This is a genomic window from Hydrogenophaga sp. L76 (assembly GCF_057654755.1).
Window position 1 is genome coordinate 1,821,829 of the sequence record NZ_CM172807.1, and the last position, 14,112, is coordinate 1,835,940.

At 67.7% G+C, this 14,112-nt stretch carries 16 protein-coding genes; 9 read left to right on the forward strand and 7 right to left on the reverse strand.

Features of this window, described 5'->3' with window-relative positions; translation table 11 throughout:
• Positions 1–173: 173 nt before the first annotated feature.
• Positions 174–728, forward strand: a complete 555-nt coding sequence (locus AC23D4_RS08680) for an isochorismatase family protein (RefSeq protein ID WP_472889373.1) — start codon at positions 174–176, stop codon at positions 726–728.
• Positions 725–1,741 (forward strand): GlxA family transcriptional regulator, encoded by a 1,017-nt coding sequence (locus AC23D4_RS08685; protein WP_472889372.1) that lies wholly within the window; start codon positions 725–727, stop codon positions 1,739–1,741. Before AC23D4_RS08680 ends, AC23D4_RS08685 begins: the two co-directional genes overlap by 4 nt.
• On the opposite strand, the gene AC23D4_RS08690 is transcribed toward AC23D4_RS08685, so the two are convergent.
• Genes AC23D4_RS08690 through murJ form a run of 3 tightly spaced genes read right to left on the reverse strand, consistent with a single transcriptional unit; the run spans position 1,738 to position 4,856 of the window.
• The gene (locus tag AC23D4_RS08690) at positions 1,738–2,370 is read right to left on the reverse strand and encodes a Rossmann-fold NAD(P)-binding domain-containing protein (RefSeq protein ID WP_472889371.1); all 633 of its coding nucleotides are present in this window, start codon (positions 2,368–2,370) and stop codon (positions 1,738–1,740) included. The genes AC23D4_RS08685 and AC23D4_RS08690 overlap by 4 nt on opposite strands.
• Before the next feature lie 10 nt (positions 2,371–2,380).
• Positions 2,381–3,238, reverse strand: a complete 858-nt coding sequence (locus tag AC23D4_RS08695; protein WP_177135649.1) for a SirB1 family protein — start codon at positions 3,236–3,238, stop codon at positions 2,381–2,383.
• 52 nt (positions 3,239–3,290) lie between these two features.
• Positions 3,291–4,856, reverse strand: a complete 1,566-nt coding sequence (murJ, locus tag AC23D4_RS08700) for a murein biosynthesis integral membrane protein MurJ (protein ID WP_472889370.1) — start codon at positions 4,854–4,856, stop codon at positions 3,291–3,293.
• 121 nt (positions 4,857–4,977) lie between these two features.
• Here murJ and rpsT point away from each other — a divergent pair, with 121 nt between their 5' ends.
• Positions 4,978–5,277, forward strand: a complete 300-nt coding sequence (gene rpsT, locus AC23D4_RS08705; RefSeq protein WP_177135647.1) for a 30S ribosomal protein S20 — start codon at positions 4,978–4,980, stop codon at positions 5,275–5,277.
• Between the two features lie 154 nt (positions 5,278–5,431).
• Here rpsT and AC23D4_RS08710 read toward each other — a convergent pair whose 3' ends face one another.
• Positions 5,432–5,758, reverse strand: a complete 327-nt coding sequence (locus AC23D4_RS08710; RefSeq protein ID WP_290971267.1) for a DUF3579 domain-containing protein — start codon at positions 5,756–5,758, stop codon at positions 5,432–5,434.
• 278 nt (positions 5,759–6,036) lie between these two features.
• Between AC23D4_RS08710 and AC23D4_RS08715 the strand changes: the two genes are divergently transcribed.
• The 4 genes from AC23D4_RS08715 to AC23D4_RS08730 are packed head-to-tail and all read left to right on the forward strand — an operon-like array spanning position 6,037 to position 9,492.
• Entirely contained in the window at positions 6,037–7,245 is a 1,209-nt protein-coding gene (locus AC23D4_RS08715; RefSeq protein WP_472889369.1) for an aspartate aminotransferase family protein, read from the forward strand.
• The gene (gene argF / locus AC23D4_RS08720; RefSeq protein ID WP_472889368.1) at positions 7,242–8,189 is read left to right on the forward strand and encodes an ornithine carbamoyltransferase; all 948 of its coding nucleotides are present in this window, start codon (positions 7,242–7,244) and stop codon (positions 8,187–8,189) included. The genes AC23D4_RS08715 and argF overlap by 4 nt, the downstream gene beginning before the upstream one ends.
• Before the next feature lie 25 nt (positions 8,190–8,214).
• Complete coding sequence (locus AC23D4_RS08725; RefSeq protein ID WP_472889367.1) at positions 8,215–8,535, forward strand: YkgJ family cysteine cluster protein; 321 nt, start codon at positions 8,215–8,217, stop codon at positions 8,533–8,535.
• Positions 8,536–8,541: 6 nt separating this feature from the next.
• A complete protein-coding gene (locus tag AC23D4_RS08730) occupies positions 8,542–9,492 on the forward strand; it encodes a class I SAM-dependent methyltransferase (protein WP_472889366.1) in 951 nt (316 codons plus the stop codon).
• Between the two features lie 28 nt (positions 9,493–9,520).
• Here AC23D4_RS08730 and AC23D4_RS08735 read toward each other — a convergent pair whose 3' ends face one another.
• The 3 genes from AC23D4_RS08735 to AC23D4_RS08745 all read right to left on the reverse strand — a co-directional run bounded on the left by AC23D4_RS08735 (position 9,521) and on the right by AC23D4_RS08745 (position 12,031).
• Positions 9,521–9,718 (reverse strand): hypothetical protein, encoded by a 198-nt coding sequence (locus AC23D4_RS08735; protein ID WP_472889365.1) that lies wholly within the window; start codon positions 9,716–9,718, stop codon positions 9,521–9,523.
• Entirely contained in the window at positions 9,715–11,583 is a 1,869-nt protein-coding gene (feoB, locus tag AC23D4_RS08740; protein ID WP_472889364.1) for a ferrous iron transporter B, read from the reverse strand. Before feoB ends, AC23D4_RS08735 begins: the two co-directional genes overlap by 4 nt.
• Before the next feature lie 61 nt (positions 11,584–11,644).
• Complete coding sequence (locus AC23D4_RS08745; RefSeq protein ID WP_472889363.1) at positions 11,645–12,031, reverse strand: FeoA family protein; 387 nt, start codon at positions 12,029–12,031, stop codon at positions 11,645–11,647.
• Positions 12,032–12,185: 154 nt separating this feature from the next.
• Between AC23D4_RS08745 and kynB the strand changes: the two genes are divergently transcribed.
• Entirely contained in the window at positions 12,186–12,812 is a 627-nt protein-coding gene (gene kynB, locus AC23D4_RS08750) for an arylformamidase (RefSeq protein ID WP_472889362.1), read from the forward strand.
• Positions 12,813–12,834: 22 nt separating this feature from the next.
• On the forward strand, positions 12,835–14,109 hold the full coding sequence (gene kynU, locus AC23D4_RS08755) for a kynureninase (protein WP_472889361.1): 1,275 nt from the start codon (positions 12,835–12,837) through the stop codon (positions 14,107–14,109).
• The last annotated feature ends 3 nt before the right edge of the window (positions 14,110–14,112 follow it).

Genomic DNA, 14,112 nt, shown 5'->3' on the forward strand with positions numbered 1-14,112 from the left:
CAACACAACCAGGGAGATAAAGTGTCCGAAAATTCCCTGTCCATGGCGACTGTCATGGGTACCTGGTAGACAGTGGCCATGTCCTGAAATGATCGGTTCCTGTCTGGCAGCGAGCAGACACCCGCATCGGTCATCGGCATGATCAAGGCTTCAACAACCCCGATGGAGTCCCCATGAAAACCGCCCTGCTGGTCATCGACGTGCAAGAGTCCTTCCGCCACCGCCCCTTCTTCACCGAACGGGACCTGCCCGCCTACCTGGCCGCGCAGAACGCGCTCATCGCGGGCGCCCAGGCGGCTGGCATGCCCATCGTGCGCATCTTCCACGTGGACGGGCCGCAGGTTCCGCAAAACCCTTTCTCGCTGGAGTCGGGCGCCGTGCGGCCGCTCGACGGCCTCGCGCCTTTTGAAGCCGCCGCGACCTTCCACAAGTCGCGCCACAGCGCGCTCGTGGGCACCGGGCTGGAGGTGTGGCTGAACCGGAATGCCATCCAGCGCCTGATCGTCAGTGGCATCCGCACCGAACAGTGCTGCGAAACCACCACCCGCCACGCGGCCGATCTGGGCTACACGGTGGACTTCGTGACCGATGCCACGCTGACCTTTGACATGGTGCAGCCCGACGGCACGCCGCTGCCGGCCGCCGACATCACGGCCCGCACGGCCACGGTGCTGAAAGACCGCTTCGCGCGCCTGTGCACGCCCGCGCAGGCACTGGAACCGGCATGAGCGCCGCGCCCGGCCGCCTTCACGCTGCGAGTGACATGACGCCCGCGACCGCGCCCATCCAGGTGGCGTTCGTGCTCATGCCGGACAGCCTGATACTCGACTGGGCCGGTCCCGCCGAGGCGCTGCGCATCGCCAACCAGTGCCTGCGCGCGGCCGGCCAGCCCGAGGCGTTCGCGCTGCGGTTCATCGGGCCCGAGCGCCAGACGAGCAGCTCGGTGGGCGCCATCATCAGTCAGATCGAACCCCTGCCGACCGGCCTGTCCGAGCCGGCCTGGGTGGTGCTGGTCGGACAACCGGGGCGGACCCTCGATGTGGGCAGCGACAGCGCGCGCCAGCTCATCCACTGGCTGCGGGCACTCGAGCTGGCGCCGGGCCGACTGGAACTGCTCACCGTGTGCGCGGGCGCCCTGCTGGCCGCGCACGCGGGACTGCTGGATGGACACCGGGCCACCACCCACCACCAGCACCTCGACGAGTTGCGCGCCGTGGCGCCCCGCTGCGAGACGGTGTCGAACCGCGTGTTTGTGGTCGATGGCCCGGTGAGCAGCAGCGCGGGCGTGACCACCGGCATCGACCTGTTCCTGCACCGCATCGCCGACCTGTGCGGGCCGGCCCTGGCGGCCCAGGTGGCGCAGGCCATGGTGGTGGCGCTGCGGCGCGGACCGAACGACCCCGAACTCTCGCCCTTTCTGCGCTTTCGCGCCCACCTGCACCCGGCCATCCACCGGGTGCAGGACGCCATCGGCCAGCAACCGCAGGCCGACTGGTCGCTGCAGCGCATGGCCGACGTGGCCTGCACCTCGCCGCGCCACCTCGCGCGCCTGTTCCTCACCCACGCGGGCATCGCCCCGCTGGCCTACCTGCGCAGCATCCGGCTGGACCTGGCCGACGCCGCGCTGCGATCGGGCCACAGCGTCACGCTGGCCGCCGAGCTGGCCGGCTTCAGCTCCGACACCCAGCTGCGCCGCACCTGGCACCAGCTCGGCAAGGCGGGCTCACCGGCGCACCGCTAAAGCAGCACCTCCGAAGGCAGCACATGCACCCCCGGCGTGGCGGCCAGCGCGGCCTGCAGCAGGTGGTGTGCGATGCGCTGCGCGGGGACCACGCGGTAGCGTCGCGGCAGCAGCGGCTGCACCCACTGCGAGATGCGTACCGCGAGCTGTTCGGCCGGCCGGCTCTCCAGCCGCACGCCCCCGATCAGGCCCGGGCGCACCAGCGTGAGCGAGGGGTAGCCCACGGCCTGCAGATCGCGTTCGATCTCGCCCTTGGTGCGGGCATAAAAAACGCGCGAGGCCGCGTCCGCGCCCAGGGCCGAGTTGAAGGCAAACGCCCGCGCGCCGTGGCGCCGCGCGAGGTAGGCGACCTCCAGCGGGTGGTCGTGATCCACCTTGTAGAAAGCGGCCTGCGAACCGGCCTTGGCGATGGTGGTGCCCAGGGTGCAGACCACGGCGTCAACCGCCCACCACCCGGCGTCTTCGGGCAGGCGTTCGAAGTCCACCAGCGGATTGAGCAGCTTGGGGTGCGGCGCCAGCGCCTTGCGGGTCGGGGCGACCACCCGGGCCACGGCGGGGTTGGCCAGGGCCTGCTGCAGCACAGCCTGCCCCACCAGGCCGGTGGCACCGACCAGCAACACGGTTGTCATCCGCGGCAGCTCAGTTCAACGCGCGGCGCAGTTCCTGCAGCCGGCGGTCCATGGCGTCGCGATCGAGCGCATCGTCGGTGTGGGCGATGTAGATTTCCAGATCGCTCACTGCGAGCCGGGCATCGCCCATTTCGGCCCAGGCCAGGCCGCGGTCGCGGTATTCCGTCCAGGCATCGGGCAGCAGCACCAGCAGGCGGTCCTGCACCGCAATCAGGCGCAGCCAGTCTTCCTGCGTGCGGTGGATCTCTTTCAGGTTGCGCAACATGCGCGAGAGGATCTCGCGCGATGGCGCGGCCTGCAGGTACAGGCCGACCGGCACGTCGAAATCGTCCACCAGCCCGTTGCGCCGCTTGTAGGGCTCCAGCCGCTCGGACAGGTCTTCGCGGCTGAGCGACTGGCCGGTGAACGGGTCGATCACCACCTGGCCATTGGGCAGGTTGACCTTGACCATGAAATGCCCGGGGAAGTTGACGCCCCGCGCCTTCAGGCCCAGCCCTTGCGCCAGCTCCAGCCAGAGCACACCCAGGGTGATGGGGATGCCGCGCCGGGTCCGGAGCACCGCGTTGAGGTAGCTGTTGTCGGGGTCGTAGTAGTTGTTGACGTTGCCGCCAAACCCCATGTCGCGAAAGAAGAACTGGTTGAGCGCCCGCAGCCGCTGCAGCGGATCGGTGGCGTCGTCGCAGCGCCGGCGCACGCGGGCTAGCAACTGGTCCACGTCGCCCAGCACTTCCTGCACATCCATCTCGGGGTATTCATCCTGGGCGATGGCGGTGGCGGCTTCCAGCAACGGCAAGCCGTCATCGTCGGCCACCAGCGCGGCGAAGTAGCCCAGGGGCGTGGGCGTGGGGAATTCAAAGGCTGAAGGCATGGTCAGGGCGGCGGGCAGACCGCTGAACGGCAGGGTGCCGGTGCAACGAGCCTCATTTTCGGACGAATTGGCGAAGTTTCAAACCGGCCACGGTCAGGCTCAGGAAATAGATCAGGGCCGCGCCCACCACGCACAGGGCCAGCAGGCCCACACGCTGCAACGCCTGGCCCTCAAAACCCAGCCAGTTGAAGCGCGCAGCAGTCCACATCAGGAACACGGACATCAGCGCGCTGGCCGCAACCACCTGCAGGGCAAAACGCGCCCAGCCGGGTGTCGGCGTGTAGGCCCCGCGGCGCAGCAGGCCGATCAGCAGCCACAGCGCATTGACCATGGCGCCGATGCCGATGGCCAGCGCCAGCCCGGCGTGGGCCAGGTAAGGCACGAACAACAGGTTCATCAGCTGGGTCAGCACCAGCACCACCACCGCGATCTTCACCGGCGTGCGGATGTCCTGGCGGGCGTAAAAGCCGGGCGCCAGCACCTTGATGGCGATCAGCCCGATCAGGCCGGCCCCGTAGCCCATCAGGGCGCCGGTGGTCTGCTGCACGTCGGCCGCGGTGAAGGCGCCGTAGTGGTAGAGCACGGCCACCAGCGGTTTGGCAAACGTCAGCAGCGCCACCGCGCAGGGCACGGCCAGCAGCACCACCAGGCGCAGGCCCCAGTCGAGCAGGTTGCTGTAGCGCTGGGCATCTTCGGCCGCTTTGGCGGCCGCCAGCTGGGGCAGCAGCACCACACCCAGCGCCACGCCCAGCATGGCGGTGGGAAATTCCATCAGGCGGTCGGCGTAGGTGAGCCAGCTCACGCTGCCAGTGGCCAGGTGCGATGCGATCTGGGTGTTGATCAACAGCGAAATCTGCGCCACGCTCACGCCCAGCAACGCGGGGAGCATCAGCGTGGTCACGCGGCGCGTGCCGGGGTGGTTCCAGGCGGTTTTCAGCGACGACCAGCGCATGCTGATGCGCGGCAACATGCCCAGCCGCAGCAAGGCCGGGATCTGCACACCCAGCTGCAGCGTGCCGCCCAGCAAGACCCCGCCCGCCATGGCGTAGATCGGCGGGATGCCCAGGCTGTTGAACCAGGGTGCGCCCCAGTACGCGGCCGCGATCATGGCCACGTTGAGCAGCACCGGCGTGGCCGCCGGCACGGCAAAGCGCTTCCAGGTGTTCAGGATGCCGGCCGACAGCGCCACGAACGACATGAAGGCGATGTAAGGGAACATCCAGCGCGTCATGAAGACGGCGGCCTCAAAGCCGTCAGGGCTCTGTTTCAGGCCGCTGGCCATGGCCCAGACCAGCACCGGCGCCCCGGCCACGCCCAGCACGCAGGTGGCGGTCAGCGCCCAGGCCAGCACGGTGGCGATCTGGTCCACCATCTGGCGGGTGGCGGCGTCGCCCTCCTTTTCGCGCACACCGGCCAGCACGGGCACGAACGCCTGGCTGAACGCGCCTTCGGCAAACAGCCGGCGCAGCAGATTGGGGATGCGGAAGGCGACGTTGAACGCGTCGGTCAGGGCGCTGGCACCGAAAGTGGATGCCATCAGCAGTTCGCGCACCAGCCCGGTGATGCGTGAGGCCAGCGTCAGCAGGGAGACCAGGGAGGCGGATTTGAACAGGGACACGGCCGCCAGTGTAACCACGCGCTCCCCACGCCCGGCGGAGACGCTACCCAGGCTGGCAGCAGCATGCTAAAATTGCGGGCTTTGCTGGGCATCATCCCCAAACATTTGAAGGAAATTCACCATGGCAACCAAGCCGAAGAAAAAGAACCCCCGTCTGGCATCTGGCCGCAAACGCGTCCGCCAGGACATCAAGATCAACGCTGCGAACACCTCGCTGCGTTCCAAATACCGCACCGCCGTCAAGAACGTTGAAAAAGCGGTTCTGGCCGGCGACAAGACCAAGGCCACCGAACTCTTCGCCAAAATGCAAGGCGTTGTGGACATCATTGCCGACAAGGGCATCTTCCACAAAAACAAGGCCGCTCGCGACAAGAGCCGCCTGTCCGCCAAGGTCAAGGCACTGGCACTCGCCACCGCCTGACCACCCCACCGGCCTGATCCGTCAGGCCACCAGCCCGGACCCCTCGGGGTCTGCCGTTTGAAACGGGTGCGCTGCCAGCAAAGAAAAGCAAAAAACCGCCTTCGGGCGGTTTTTTGTTGCCTGTCCACTGTTCGAGTGACGTGGGCCAGGTGGTTCAGGGTTTTGCGGCCGGCTCCGGCAGCACGCAGCCTTCGGCCACCTGCAGGTCGTTGTCGCGCGCAAAGTGCATGACGAAGTCCCAGGCCATGGGTTCGGCTTCGCGCAGATCGGTGTGCACGATGACGACCTTGACGCCGTTCATGACCGTGGGCACGCACCAGGGCGAATACGCGATGTGGCTGCCCTGCCGGACCACGCCGCCGCCGGGGCGGAACTGGCTCATCACGCCGGCCAGACGTTCGGCCCAGTCGCTGGGGCGAAAGGTGCGGCCACTGCGTGTGACGCCCTGGATGAACACTTGTTTGGCAGTCGGAGAAACCATCGGGGAAGCCTTCGGATGGAGGGCCCTGGAAGGGACGCATGGCCACCGCCAGACCGAGGATCGCTGGCCGGGGTGGATGGCAGGTATTCTATCTTATATAAGACCTGAACTCAGGGATAACCCGGGGCTCCGGTCGGCTGACCACAGGCTGCCGTGGCTTCATGACAGCGATGCGGAACAAGCAATGATGATGCCCGCTGCTGCCCCTAAAATCGCTTTTCAACGGCTCAACCTTCGTTGAGCCGCTTTCTTTTGGCCCTTCCCCACCGGAGTCCCGCATGAATGCCGCCGCCACCGCCGTCCCCTCGTCGCCCCACGTGATGAACACCTACGGCCGCCTGCCGATCGCGATGTCGCATGGCCGAGGCTGCCGCGTCTGGGACGTGAACGGCAAGGAATACCTCGACGCGCTGGCGGGCATCGCCGTCAACACCCTGGGCCACGCCCACCCCAAACTGGTGCCTGCGCTGCAGGACCAGGTGGCCAAGCTGATCCACTCCAGCAACTACTACCACGTGCCCAACCAGGAAGTGCTGGCCCGGATGCTGGTGGAGCGCTCGGGCCTGACCAACGTGTTCTTCTGCAGCTCCGGCCTGGAGGCCAACGAGGCCGCGCTGAAACTGGCGCGCAAGTACGGCCACGACAAGGGCATCGAACGCCCGGAGATCGTGGTCTACGAAAAAGCGTTCCACGGCCGCAGCATCGCCACGCTCTCGGCCACCGGCAACCCCAAGGTGCAGGCCGGTTTCGGACCGCTGGTCGAAGGCTTCATCCGCGTGCCGCTCAACGACATCGAAGCCCTGAAGAAGGCCACCGTGGGCAACCCCAATGTGGTGGCGGTGTTCTTCGAGACCATCCAGGGCGAAGGCGGCGTGAACCCGATGCGCGCGCAGTACCTGCAGGAGGTGCGCGCGCTGTGCGACGCGCAGGACTGGTTGCTGATGATCGACGAGGTGCAGTGCGGCATGGGCCGCACCGGCAAGTGGTTCGCGCACCAGTGGGCCGGCATCCAGCCGGACGTGATGCCGCTGGCCAAGGGCCTGGGCTCGGGTGTGCCGATCGGCGCGGTGGTGGCCGGCCCGAAAGCCGCGAACATCTTCCAGCCGGGCAACCACGGCACCACCTTCGGCGGCAACCCGCTGGCCATGCGCGCCGGGGTGGAAACCATCCGCATCATGGAAGAAGAAGGCCTGCTGGAGAACGCGGCCACCGTGGGAACCCACCTGCGCGGCCAGCTCGAAGCCGCCCTGCTGGGCAAGCCGGGCGTGAAGGACATCCGCGGCCAGGGCCTGATGATCGGCATCGAGCTGGACAAGCCCTGCGGCGTGATCACCCAGCGCGCGGCCGACGCCGGCCTGCTGCTGTCGGTCACGGCCGACAGCGTGATCCGCCTGGTGCCACCGCTGATCATGACCACCGCCGAGGCCGACGAAGTCTGCGCCATCCTGTTGCCGATCATTGCTGCTTTCCTGGCAGAAAACACATGAACCTCCGCCACTACCTCCAGTTCAAGGACCTGAGCGCCGACGAGTACGCCTACCTGCTCACGCGCGCCGCCTTCATCAAGGCCAAGTTCAAGGCCGTCGAAAAGCACCAGCCCTTCGCCGACCCCGACCGAACCCTGGCCATGATCTTCGAGAAGGCCAGCACGCGCACCCGCGTGAGCTTCGAGGCCGGCATGTACCAGCTCGGCGGCTCGGTGGTGCACCTGACCACGGGCGACAGCCAGCTTGGCCGCGCCGAACCGATTGAAGACAGCGCCAAGGTCATCAGCCGCATGGTCGATCTCGTGATGATCCGCACCTACGAGCAGAGCAAGCTGGAGCGCTTCGCCGAGCACTCGCGCGTGCCCGTCATCAACGGCCTGACCAACGAGTTCCACCCCTGCCAGATCCTGGCCGACCTGTTCACGATGGTCGAGTACCGACCGGCCGCCAGCGGCAACCCGCTGGACGCCCTCAAGGGCAAGGTCGTGGCCTGGGTCGGCGACGGCAACAACATGGCCAACACCTGGCTGCAGGCGGCCGAGCTGCTGGGCTTCACCGTGCATGTGAGTACGCCCAGCGGCTACGAGGTCGACCCGAAGCTTGCCGGCGTCTCCAACCCGGCCTGCTACAAGGTGTTCAAGGACCCGAAGGAAGCCTGTAAAGGCGCCGACCTGGTGACCACCGACGTGTGGACCAGCATGGGCTACGAGGCCGAGAACGAGGTGCGCCGCGCCGCCTTCGCGCAGTGGTGCGTGGACGAAGCCATGATGGCCGTGGCCCAACCCGACGCGCTCTTCATGCACTGCCTGCCCGCGCACCGCGGTGAAGAGGTGAGCGCCGAAGTGATCGACGGCCCGCAGAGTGTGGTGTGGGACGAGGCAGAGAACAGGATGCATGCGCAGAAGGCGCTGATGGAGTACCTGCTGCTGGGGCGCCTGGCCTGAAGCGCTGGGCCTGCGCTGCGTGACCATGGGCACCTGTACCTCGTGCGGGGCCTGCTGCGCGAGCTTTCGTGTGGACTTCTCGGTCTGCGAGACGCAGGCCGAAGGGGGCAGCGTGCCCGACGGGCTGTGGGTGCCGGTCACCGACACCATCAGCCGCATGCGCGGCACCGATCATGGGCAACCCCGTTGCGCTGCGCTATCGGGCCGCATCGGCGAAAGAGCCACCTGCGGCATCTACGAGTGGCGACCCAACCCCTGCCGCGAGTTCGAAGAAGGCAGCGACGCCTGCGGCCAGGCGCGCCGCCGCCATGGTCTGCCACCGCTGGGTGAATGGCCAGAACACTGAAAGAACATGCAAGCCCTGCTCGACACCATCGCCACGATGGCCATGCCCACCGATGCCCAGCGCCTCTTCCACGGCCGGGGCGGCCTGCACCCGGGCTGTGAAGCCTGGACGCTGGATGCGTACCCGCCGGTGTGGGTGCTGACCCGATTTGGCGAAACCAGCGACGACGAACTGGCCACGGTGTCGGCCGCCCTCGCCGCGCGCCACGAACAGCTCGCGCCCGGTGAGCCGCTGAACTGGGTGTTCCAGAGCCGGCACGAAGGTCGCAGCGAAACCCGGCTGATGGCCGGCAGCGTGCCCGAACCCCACGTGGTGAGCGAACGCGGCGCGCGCTACCTGGTGCACGTGCTCAAAGGGCAGAACCACGGCCTGTTCCTCGACATGGCCGAAGGGCGCCAGTGGGTGCGCGAACACGCCGCGGGCGCCAAGGTGCTCAACCTGTTTGCCTACACCTGCGCCTTCTCGGTGGCGGCGCTGCAGGGCGGCGCGAAGCAGGTGGTCAACGTGGACATGAGCGCAGGGGCCATCGCCATCGGGCAACAGAACCACGCGCTCAACGGCCTGCAGGCCGGCGCCAGCTTCCTGGCCCACGACATCTTCAAGACCTGGGGCAAGCTCACACGATCCGGGCCCTACCACCTCATCGTCGTGGACCCGCCGAGCTACCAGAAAGGCAGCTTCATCGCCACGAAGGATTACGCCCGCCTCATGCGCCGCCTGCCGGACCTGCTGCGCCCCGACGGCGAGTTGCTGCTCTGTCTCAACGCGCCCGAACTGGACACCGCGTTTCTGCAAGACCAGATGCGCGAAGCCGCGCCCGAACTGGTGTTTGTAGAACGCCTGCCCAACCCGGCCCGCTTCGCCGACGTGTCACCCGAGCGCGCACTCAAGGTGCTGCGTTACCGGGCGCCCGGGCTGGTGCAGCCCGAGCCGCAGCCCCAGCAGCCTACGGTCTGAAGCCGCCCACTCTGGAGGCGCCCCGTTGTCAGACCCGGGGTTTGCCGGACGGGCAACCCGAGCAGGCCGAACAGGCACCACACGCGCCCGGCGGCTGACCGTCCGCGGTGTTCCCGCTGGCCGCGACCGCCCGACCCCGCTGCAGCCAGCGCCGCAGGCTCGGCCGCAGCACATACGCCAGCGCCACCAGCACACACACGCCGGCGATGAAGCCCTGAACGCTCATGCCGCCCCCCAGGCCCCGGCGACCCGGTACGTGATCCAGGCCATCAGATATGCCAGTGCAAACAGGTAGGCCGCCACCCCCAGGGCGTGGCGCCAGTGACCGGTTTCACGCCGCACGGCGGCCAGCGTGGCCACGCACTGCGGCGCATAGACAAACCACACCAGCAAGGCCAGCGCGGTGGGCAGGGTCCATTGTTCGGCGATCAGGGCGCCGAGCGCCTCGTGCACCTGGTCGCCTTGCGCGGACAGGGCGTAGACCGTGCCCAGGGCCGCCACCACGACCTCGCGCGCCGCCATTGCCGGGATCAGCGCCACCACGATGCGCCAGTCAAAACCCAGCGGCGCGAACAGGGGCTCCAGCACGCCACCCAGGCGGCCGGCAAAGCTGTGCGCCACGGCTGACCCGGTGAAGCCTTCGGGGGCCGCCGGATAGCTGGAGAGAAACCACAGCAGCACCATGAGCGCCAGGATGATGCCGCCGACCCGGCGCACAAAAATCAGCCCCCGCTCCCAGAGACCACGCGCGATGTTGCGCGCGCTCGGCCAGCGGTAGGCCGGCAGCTCCATCAGCAGCGGCGTGGGCTGCCCCTTGCCGCTGTGGCGCGACACCACATAAGCCACGAACATCGCGCTGACGATGCCCATGACGTACAGCGCGAACAGCACGAGCCCTTGCAGGTTGAACAGCCCACCCACCGTGCGCTGCGGGATGAAGGCGCCGATCAACAAGGCGTACACCGGCAGCCGCGCCGAGCAGGTCATCAGCGGGGCCACCAGGATGGTCAGCCAGCGGTCGCGCCAATGGGTGATGGTGCGCGTGGCCATGATGCCGGGCACGGCGCAGGCAAAGCTGGACAGCAGTGGAATGAAGGAGCGGCCTGAAAGCCCCACCAGACCCATCCAGCGGTCCATGAGGAAGGCCGCGCGCGGCAGGTAGCCCGAGTCCTCCAGCACGAAGATGAAAAAGAACAGGATCAGGATCTGCGGCAGGAACACGAGCACACCGCCCACGCCCGCGATCACGCCATCGACCAGCAGGCTGCGCAACGGGCCGTCGCTCATGCGCGTGGCCACCTGCTCGCCCACCAAACCGATGCCGGCCTCGATCGCGTCCATCGGCCAGGCCGCCCAGGCGAACACCGCCTGGAACATGAACAGCAGCAACAGCGCCAGCAAGGCCATGCCCCACAGCGGGTGCAGCGCAAAGCGGTCGATGCGGTCGCTCAGGCCCCAGCGCTTGGCGGGGGCCTGCAGGGTCAGCGCCAGCAGTTCGCGCACCCGCTGGTTGAGCGCCACCGGGTCCACCACGCCGGCGTCGGCCGCGGCAGGCAACGGCGTCGGAAGCCCCTGGGTGAACAGGGCATCCAGTTGCTCCAGCAAGGCGCGCGCGCCGTCTTTCTGCACGCTCACCGCGGACACGACCGGCATGCCCAGTTCCGCGGCCAGGGCAGCGGTGTCGATGCGCATGCCTTGCGCCTGCGCCACGTCGGCCATGTTGAGAACCAGCACCATGGGCAGTCCCAGCGCTTGGGCTTCCAGCACCAGCCGCAGGTTGAGCTGCAGGTGCGTGGCATCAACCACGCACACCAGCAGGTCGGGCCGCGCTTCGCCGTCCAGGCGCCCCTGCACCACGTCGCGCGTGACCTGCTCGTCCTGGCTCAGCGGGTCCAGGCTGTAGGTGCCGGGCAGGTCCAGCAGTTGCGCGCGCCGGCCCAACGGCGTGGTCAGCCAGCCCTGTTTGCGTTCGACGGTCACACCCGCGTAGTTGGCCACCTTCTGCCGGTGGCCGGTGAGCAGGTTGAACAGCGCGGTCTTGCCGCAGTTCGGGTTGCCGAGCAGGGCCAGCCGGGGAGCCGCGGCGCTCATTGGGAAGCCTCCGTGCTGCGCACTGCGGCGCGAGCTGGCTTGGGGCGGCCCGGCGCGGCGCTCATACTTTTACGGCCCAGCGCACCTGCAGCAACGCCGCTTCGTGGGCGCGCAAGGCGAAGGTGGACTGCCCCACGCGCACCGCGATCGGCCCGCCGCGCAGCCAGCCCCGCGACACCACCCGCACCGACTCGCCGGGCAGGAACCCGATCTCGGCCATCCGGCGCAGGGTCCTGCGGCTGTCCTCGTCGCGCGCCGGAGCAAAGACCTGCAACACGCCCGGCGTGTGCATCGGACCCTGGTGCAATGCACTCACCCGATCGGCAGGCGCCAGATCATCGTCAACAGGCAAAGGCCAGGAAACCGCTTGGGGTGTGGAGAGGGACACGGTCACATCCATGAATGAAAAGAAGTGAGCAGAGCGTAAACAAACGATATTGATTCTCATTTGCTTTAAATCAAGCTTTCACAAAAACCTGAACCGGCACAGGGCATCCGTCCGGCGGTGTAAATCCATTATTTTGTTTAGGCCTAAAATAATTTCTCTCCGTTGGAAATAACCGACACCATGGTTTTTTCACCGGTGCTACCTTCGCCGGACCATGAAAAAGCTCTGGGACATTTCCCCTCCCGTCAACGCCAGCACGCCGGTTTTCCCGGGCGATACGGCCTACGCCCAGCAGTGGGTGGCCCGCATCGAACCCGGCTGCCCGGTCAACGTGAGCGCCATCACGCTCTCGCCCCACGTGGGCGCACACGCCGACGCCCCGCTGCACTACGACCCTTCTGGCGCCGCCATCGGCGCGGTCGAGCTCGACGCCTTTCTCGGCCCCTGCCGCGTGATCCACGCCATCGGTTGCGGCCCGCTGGTGCGGCCGGAACACCTGGCGCATGCACTCGACCAGTTGCCGCCTCGCGTGCTGGTGCGCGTGTACCGGCTTCAGCCCCAAGACCGCTTTGACAACGCCCTGCCGGCTTTTGCCCCGGAAACGGTTTCACTGCTGGCCGACCGCGGCGTGAAGCTCATCGGCATCGACAGCGCCAGCATCGACCCCGCCGACAGCAAGACGCTGGAGAGCCACCAGGTGATCCGCCGCCGCGGCCTGCGCGTGCTGGAAAACCTGCTGCTCGACGACGTGCCCGAAGGCGACTACGAGCTCATCGCCCTGCCCCTGAAGCTGACCACCGCCGACGCCAGCCCGGTGCGTGCCGTGCTTCGTGAACTGTGATTTCCCCAGGAGACAAAAACCCATGACCACCCAGCAAGACTGCATCGCCCTCGACGCGCAAGACCCGCTGCGCGACCTGCGCAAGCTCTTCACCCTCCCCGAAGCCACCATCTACCTCGACGGCAACTCGCTCGGCGTGATGCCCGCCGCCGCCCCGGCCCGCGTGGCCGACGTCGTGACCCGCGAGTGGGGCACCGACCTGATCCAGAGCTGGAACAAGAACGGCTGGTTCGCCATGCCGCAGAAGGTGGGTGACAAGATCGCACGCCTGATCGGCGCCGCACCGGGCACCGTGGTCGCGACCGACAGCACCTCGGTCAACCTGTTCAAGGTGCTGAGCGCGGCGATGAACATCGTGGCCACTGACGCGCCGCAGCGCAAGCAGATCGTGAGCGAACGCAGCAACTTCCCCACCGACCTCTACATCGCCGAAGCCCTGTGCAAGCAACACGGCATGGAGCTGGTGCTGGTGGAGCCGGAAGACATGGCCGCCTCGCTCACCGCGAACGTGGCCATCCTCATGCTCACGCACGTGAACTACCGCACCGGCGCCATGCACAACATGGCCGCCGTGACCGCCGCGGCGCATGCCGAAGGCATCCTGACCGTGTGGGACCTGGCGCACAGCGCGGGCGCGGTTCCAGTCGACCTGAATCAGGCCGGGGCCGACTTCGCCGTTGGCTGCGGCTACAAATACCTCAACGGCGGCCCCGGCGCCCCCGCCTTCGTGTGGGTGAACACCCAACACGCCGACCGCTTCTGGCAACCGCTGGCCGGTTGGTGGGGCCACGCCACGCCGTTCGATTTCACGCCCGACTACCGACCCGCCCCCGGCATCACGCGCTACCAGTGCGGCACCCAGCCCATGATCAGCCTGGCCGCGCTGGAATGCGGCGTGGACACGCTGCTGGCCGCCGATGCCCAAGGTGGCATGGCCGCGCTGCGCAGCAAGTCGTTGGCGTTGACCGACCTGTTCATCCAGCTCGTCGAAGAACGCTGTGCGGGCCACGGTCTGGGTCTGGCGACGCCGCGCGAACATGCGCAGCGCGGTTCACAGGTGTGCCTCACCCGGGACGAAGGTGCCTACGCCATCGTGCAGGCGCTGATCGCGCGCGGCGTGGTGGGCGACTTCCGCGCCGGCGATGGTGGCCACCACAAGGACATCCTGCGCTTCGGTTTCACGCCGCTCTACATCGGCTTCGAGGACGTGTGGAACGCGGTCGAGCAGTTGAAGCAGGTGCTCGAAACAGCGGAGTGGCAACGCCCCGAGTTCAACCGCAAACACGCCGTCACCTGAACC

What these genes read in the sequence shown, in the direction of transcription:
- AC23D4_RS08685 (WP_472889372.1), top strand. Translation starts at nt 725, where the DNA reads ATGAGCGCCGCGCCCGGCCGCCTTCACGCTGCGAGTGACATGACGCCC.
- AC23D4_RS08680 (WP_472889373.1), top strand. Translation starts at nt 174, where the DNA reads ATGAAAACCGCCCTGCTGGTCATCGACGTGCAAGAGTCCTTCCGCCAC.
- AC23D4_RS08695 (WP_177135649.1), bottom strand. Translation starts at nt 3,238, where the DNA reads ATGCCTTCAGCCTTTGAATTCCCCACGCCCACGCCCCTGGGCTACTTC.
- feoB (WP_472889364.1), bottom strand. Translation starts at nt 11,583, where the DNA reads ATGAGCGCCGCGGCTCCCCGGCTGGCCCTGCTCGGCAACCCGAACTGC.
- AC23D4_RS08715 (WP_472889369.1), top strand. Translation starts at nt 6,037, where the DNA reads ATGAATGCCGCCGCCACCGCCGTCCCCTCGTCGCCCCACGTGATGAAC.
- argF (WP_472889368.1), top strand. Translation starts at nt 7,242, where the DNA reads ATGAACCTCCGCCACTACCTCCAGTTCAAGGACCTGAGCGCCGACGAG.
- AC23D4_RS08735 (WP_472889365.1), bottom strand. Translation starts at nt 9,718, where the DNA reads ATGAGCGTTCAGGGCTTCATCGCCGGCGTGTGTGTGCTGGTGGCGCTG.
- kynB (WP_472889362.1), top strand. Translation starts at nt 12,186, where the DNA reads ATGAAAAAGCTCTGGGACATTTCCCCTCCCGTCAACGCCAGCACGCCG.
- AC23D4_RS08730 (WP_472889366.1), top strand. Translation starts at nt 8,542, where the DNA reads ATGCAAGCCCTGCTCGACACCATCGCCACGATGGCCATGCCCACCGAT.
- AC23D4_RS08745 (WP_472889363.1), bottom strand. Translation starts at nt 12,031, where the DNA reads ATGAGAATCAATATCGTTTGTTTACGCTCTGCTCACTTCTTTTCATTC.
- AC23D4_RS08725 (WP_472889367.1), top strand. Translation starts at nt 8,215, where the DNA reads ATGGGCACCTGTACCTCGTGCGGGGCCTGCTGCGCGAGCTTTCGTGTG.
- AC23D4_RS08690 (WP_472889371.1), bottom strand. Translation starts at nt 2,370, where the DNA reads ATGACAACCGTGTTGCTGGTCGGTGCCACCGGCCTGGTGGGGCAGGCT.
- rpsT (WP_177135647.1), top strand. Translation starts at nt 4,978, where the DNA reads ATGGCAACCAAGCCGAAGAAAAAGAACCCCCGTCTGGCATCTGGCCGC.
- kynU (WP_472889361.1), top strand. Translation starts at nt 12,835, where the DNA reads ATGACCACCCAGCAAGACTGCATCGCCCTCGACGCGCAAGACCCGCTG.
- AC23D4_RS08710 (WP_290971267.1), bottom strand. Translation starts at nt 5,758, where the DNA reads ATGGTTTCTCCGACTGCCAAACAAGTGTTCATCCAGGGCGTCACACGC.